This window comes from uncultured Alteromonas sp., from assembly GCF_963976965.1.
Classification (GTDB): Bacteria; Pseudomonadota; Gammaproteobacteria; order Enterobacterales; family Alteromonadaceae; genus Alteromonas; species Alteromonas naphthalenivorans.
In genome coordinates, this window is the sequence record NZ_CAXBMP010000059.1 from 1 (window position 1) to 5,039 (window position 5,039).

The 5,039-nt window shown below is 43.6% G+C and carries 3 protein-coding genes and 1 pseudogene; 2 read left to right on the forward strand and 2 right to left on the reverse strand.

Annotated elements, in window-relative coordinates:
• Positions 1-576, forward strand: a pseudogene (locus AAC006_RS21055) (polysaccharide lyase family 7 protein); the annotation flags it as partial.
• A 597-nt stretch (positions 577-1,173) separates the two neighbouring features.
• Positions 1,174-1,509: a VOC family protein gene (locus AAC006_RS21060; protein WP_013782897.1), complete on the forward strand. Its 336-nt coding sequence runs from the start codon at positions 1,174-1,176 to the stop codon at positions 1,507-1,509.
• A 94-nt stretch (positions 1,510-1,603) separates the two neighbouring features.
• Here AAC006_RS21060 and AAC006_RS21065 read toward each other — a convergent pair whose 3' ends face one another.
• Positions 1,604-3,625, reverse strand: coding sequence for an NADPH-dependent 2,4-dienoyl-CoA reductase (locus tag AAC006_RS21065; protein WP_126873796.1), 2,022 nt, complete (start codon positions 3,623-3,625; stop codon positions 1,604-1,606).
• Between the two features lie 345 nt (positions 3,626-3,970).
• Positions 3,971-4,909: a transposase gene (locus AAC006_RS21070; RefSeq protein WP_041452469.1), complete on the reverse strand. Its 939-nt coding sequence runs from the start codon at positions 4,907-4,909 to the stop codon at positions 3,971-3,973.
• Positions 4,910-5,039: the final 130 nt, after the last annotated feature.

Genomic DNA, 5,039 nt, shown 5'->3' on the forward strand with positions numbered 1-5,039 from the left:
GAAAAAGCACCAGCCTATTCAGTGGTTATCGGTCAAATACATGCCAGTAAATGGGAGAAAAAGGTAAAAGGTTTTGGATGGGGGAACGAACCGCTTAAGATTTATTACAAGAAATGGCCGAATCACGACAAGGGCTCGGTATTTTGGACCTATGAAAGAAACCTTCCCAAAGATGACGCTAATCGAAGAGATATTGCTTATCCAGTGTGGGGTAACTTATGGACAAATCCTGAAGATCCTGGTGAAGCAGGATTAGCCTTAGGTGAAGCTCTGAGTTACGTAGTAAATGTTCACGGTGATGTGATGTATTTAACTTTCGAAGCTGATGGACATGAAACCGTTGAATATAAAATCAACCTCGCGAATGCCGTAGACGCTAACGGTAAACTTGATAAGCACGACCATCCATACGGCTACACGTTAGATTGGAATTACTTTAAAGCTGGTGCTTATAACCAATGTAGTACTAAAGATGACCCTGGTTTCTGGTATCCGGCGTGTTTAGGAACAGGCAACTGGGAAGAAGATAAGGCAAATGGCGATTACGCCAGTGTGACGTTCACGCGTTTAGAAGTGGGGGAAAGCGTTGCGCCAAAAGCTAATCATGGCGAACAAACTAAAATTGGTGCCACGTTAAACGAAAAAGTTGGTATGAGTATTAGTGATATTCCAGATAATGCGTTAACTGCTATCAAAGCCATTGAGCCATCTTTCACAGTAAATGAAGTAGAAAAAGAACTGAAACATGGCAAGACTTATCTTGATGTTGAAGGCGTATTGGCCGATGGCAGAGAAATTGAGTTCGATATGCTACAAGTGGCTGACGAATGGAAAGTAGTAGAGGTACAAAGAGACTTAGTCTGGTCTCAGCTGCCTGAAAATGTTAGTGGGGCATTAAAACAATCTTCACCTGATTTCGAAGCAAAGCGCATTATTGAAAGTATTCAGCATGGCACGGGAATAACCGTTTATGAGTTTTATGCGGTGGACAGTCAAGGCAAAGAGTCGCGTAAAGAAGTGAAAGTAGAAGGCGGCGAAGCGGTTGTGCTAGCAAAAGAGTGGCAACACTAACTTAGCGGAATAATTGAACGTTTTGCGACCAAATACAGTGATCTTGCTTGTGCACTTATCTACAGTATGTAATTCATTCTGTTAGATTCTTAGGAGAACACAGTGCAACCTGGGCTTTTTTCGTTAAGTTTAGCGGTCAGTGATATTGCCATCTCGAAAGCGTTTTATGAAACGCTTGGCTTTGAGGCCATGCCGTCGTGCGGTTCGGTAGAAGAGAAATGGGTTATCATGAAAAGTGGGCAAACCATGATTGGTTTGTTCGAGGGTATGTTTGAGGGCAATATTTTAACCTTCAATCCCACTGATGTGCGTGAACTTGAGCAGCGCTTGAAGGATAAAGGCATTGAAATAGATGTGCCAGTCAAAGGCGATGAAGGGCCAGGGCATTGCGTAGTAAAAGATCCAGACGGTAATACGATTATGTTCGATCAGTTCTAGTAGATATATAAGAAATATAAGGAAGGGAAGCTAATTAGCTTCCCATCTTTTTATAAAACTAAACTGAGACACCCACCTTTAAGTGCAATCAACTTTAAATTTTAGCGGCTAACTCTGCACCTTGGCGAATAGCACGCTTCGCATCAAGTTCAGCGGCTACATCTGCACCACCAATAATGTGGACACTCACACCGGCAGCCTCCAGCGGTGCTTGCAAAGGCTTAAACGGTTCTTGTCCTGCACACACGATAACGTTGTCTACGGCTAAGCATTTCGGTTTATCATTTATTAGAACATGTAAACCTTCATCATCAACCTTCTCGTAACTTACACCATTCACCATTTGCACATTATGCAGCTTCAAGGATTGTCGGTGGATCCAACCTGTTGTTTTACCCAAGCCCTTGCCAACTTTGGATGTCTTACGTTGAAGTAAGAATACTTCTCGGCTTGAAGGAGTATAAGATTTCTCGGTGAGCGCGCCTTCATTGGTATAGTTTTTATCAATCCCCCAATGAGACAGCCACTTATCAGTATTGAGCGATAGGTCTTCGTCTTCAACTAAATACTCGGCCACATCGAAACCGATGCCGCCCGCTCCAATAATAGCGACTTTTTGCCCCACAGCCTTGTGGTCGCGTAGCACATCTATATAACTCATGACTTTAGAATGGTCAGCACCTTCGATAGTTAGGCTTCTAGGGTTGATACCAGTAGCCAATACCACCTCATCAAAACCGCTTTCAGTAAGAAATTCACAGGTAACATCGGTATTAAGGGTTACGGTAACCCCAGTCCGTTCAAGTTGATTGCTGAAGTAGCGAATAGTTTCATAAAACTCTTCTTTGCCTGGTACTTGTTTTGCGTAGTTGAACTGCCCACCAAGCTCACTTGCTTTGTCGAACAAGATGACTTGATGGCCTCTATCTGCAGCATACATAGCAAATGCAAGCCCAGCAGGGCCAGCTCCAACCACTGCAATACGTTTACTATGTGTTACTGGAGTAAAGGTCAGTTCTGTTTCGTAGCAGGCTTGCGGATTAACTAAACAGCTAGCACGTTTTTGTTCAAATGCATGGTCTAAGCACGCTTGATTACACGCAATACAGGTGTTAATTAGTTGAGATTCATTGCGCATCGCTTTGGCTACAAACTGTGAATCGGCTAAAAATGGTCTTGCCATTGATACCATGTCTGCATGGCCATCGGCTAAAACGCCTTCGGCCACTTCAGGCGTATTAATTCTGTTTGTTGTAACAAGCGGCAGTGATACTTCCTTTTTCATCCGCTGTGTTATCCACGTGAAGGCTGCGCGCGGCACCGAAGTCGAAATAGTTGGAACACGTGCTTCATGCCAACCGATGCCGGTATTAATAAGTGTAGCACCAGCTTTTTCAATCGCTTTGGCAAGATAGACAACTTCATCCCATTTAGCGCCACCTTCAACCAAATCGAGCATCGACAGGCGGTAAATAATGATGAAGTCAGTGCCCACCTTTTCACGAATACCTTTTACGATATCGACCGCTATTTTTACCCTGTTTTCTAGACACCCACCCCATTCGTCATCACGATGATTAGTACGCTTTACCAAGAACTGGTTAATTAAATAACCTTCAGATCCCATCACCTCTACGCCATCGTAACCAGCTTCTTTCGCAAGAGCGGCACAACTAACGTAGTCTTTAATTGTGGATGTCACAGCTTTTGAAGATAAGGCGCGAGGTTTAAACGGCGTAATTGGAGACTTAACAGGGGAAGCCGATACGGCAAGAGGGTGATAGCCGTAACGACCAGAGTGCAAAATTTGCATACAAATTTTACCGCCTTCAGCATGCACGGCTTCAGTAATTACTCTGTGCTTTTTTGCGTGACGTTTGGCTGTCATTCTGCCAGCGAAAGGGGCAACCCAGCCAGAAATGTTGGGGCTAATTCCCCCTGTTACGATAAGTGCCACACCCCCTTTTGCTCGTTCTGCGTAAAAGGCTGCAAGCTTATCGAATCCGCCTTTTTCTTCTTCAAGGCCTAAGTGCATAGAGCCCATTAAAGTACGGTTTTTTAACGTGGTGAAGCCGAGATCTAGGGGCTCAAGTAAGTGAGGGTATGCGTTGGTCATGGTTATTCTCGTTATAATTTTTATTCGGACAGCCATAAACTAGCCCGACCAGTATCTTAAGATTATTTACCAGTATGCTTTGGGGGTAAAGGATTGAGGTATAAAAAATCGAAGATAATGTTAAGACACCCACAGTTTCAAACATAGTTTTAGAGCTATGAGACAGATGAACTATGATTTCCAGGACGGATAACAAACATTAGTGAGACAAAATGGTGTCGCGAATATTCACCTAGCACTAAAGGTTCTAGGTGTGGCATGCACCAAGAGAAAACTGATGGTAAATATGGTTTGGGTGCACCTAGCCGCGCATTATTTTATCGAATTTGATTTAACTGTGTGATATCACCCAGTTTTAGAAAGAGCTAGCTTACGTTGGGCAATCGATAGGCCAATAGAGTTTGAAAAGATAGCTTCAATCCCAACGACCATACTATTCCAATTTGTTTGCGACAAGCCGGTACGCTGTAAAATTGGGGAGACATTGTGGAGTACGTAGCCTGATTTACCTGCACTAATTTGCCTGGCAGTTTCATCGACCAAAGTTAAATAATCAGCTAAATTAAACGGCAACCCTTTCAAGCCGTGTGACGAACTTCCCACCAGAGGCTTAAGGAACGCTGGTTGGAGGCCAAATTGTGCTGCCTCTATTCGATGTTTAATGCTTGTGAATTCAGATTTTTCTGGCGCCTTTGAGATACCCGCACGTAGCGGATTTAAATCTACATAAGCCATGCACGCTGCCAATGCGGCTTCATCAAGTAGAGCCTGAGATTTAAACCTTCCTTCCCAAAAACGCCCCGTGCACTCATCCTCCTTGTTAGCTTCACGAGCAATAAACTCATTAAGCAACCTCATAAACCAACTGATATCGTACAACCGTTGTCTATAAACATTTGCTGTCGATATGATAGTGGTTATCTGAGCTTCTGTAAGTGATGCCCGCTGTGTAGGCTGCATATATTGCTGGGTTAACACAGTGCCCTTATGCAGAGAATGCCAACGCCTTAATACTTCCTCGGTGGTCCACGACAAGGCTTCGTTTCTATCTACATGTAATACCAAGTGGGTATGGTTACTCATTACCGCATAGGCACATACATCAATTGAAAATACGTTCGTTAATGCTATGAGCCGGTCTTCAACCCATTGACGTCGATGCTCGTAACTTTTCCCAGTGTAATGGTCATCTCCACACAAAAATGCTCGTCTTACACACCGAGATACGCAGTGATAGTAGGGCGTGTTCTGTAAACAGATTAATGACTTTCTAGGGCTTGGCATAAGGGAGCTCAATCTCAAAATAGTGATTAAGATACTGAGGTATTTCTCTTGTTGAATATACTGAACAAGAGGATGGTTTGGGTGGGTGTCTAACCTTTTAGCGCTCTATCTCTAAAAGGCAGCACTGCTA

Coding starts and splice junctions, on each gene's coding strand:
- AAC006_RS21065 (WP_126873796.1), bottom strand. CDS start 3,625: ATGACCAACGCATACCCTCACTTACTTGAGCCCCTAGATCTCGGCTTC.
- AAC006_RS21070 (WP_041452469.1), bottom strand. CDS start 4,909: ATGCCAAGCCCTAGAAAGTCATTAATCTGTTTACAGAACACGCCCTAC.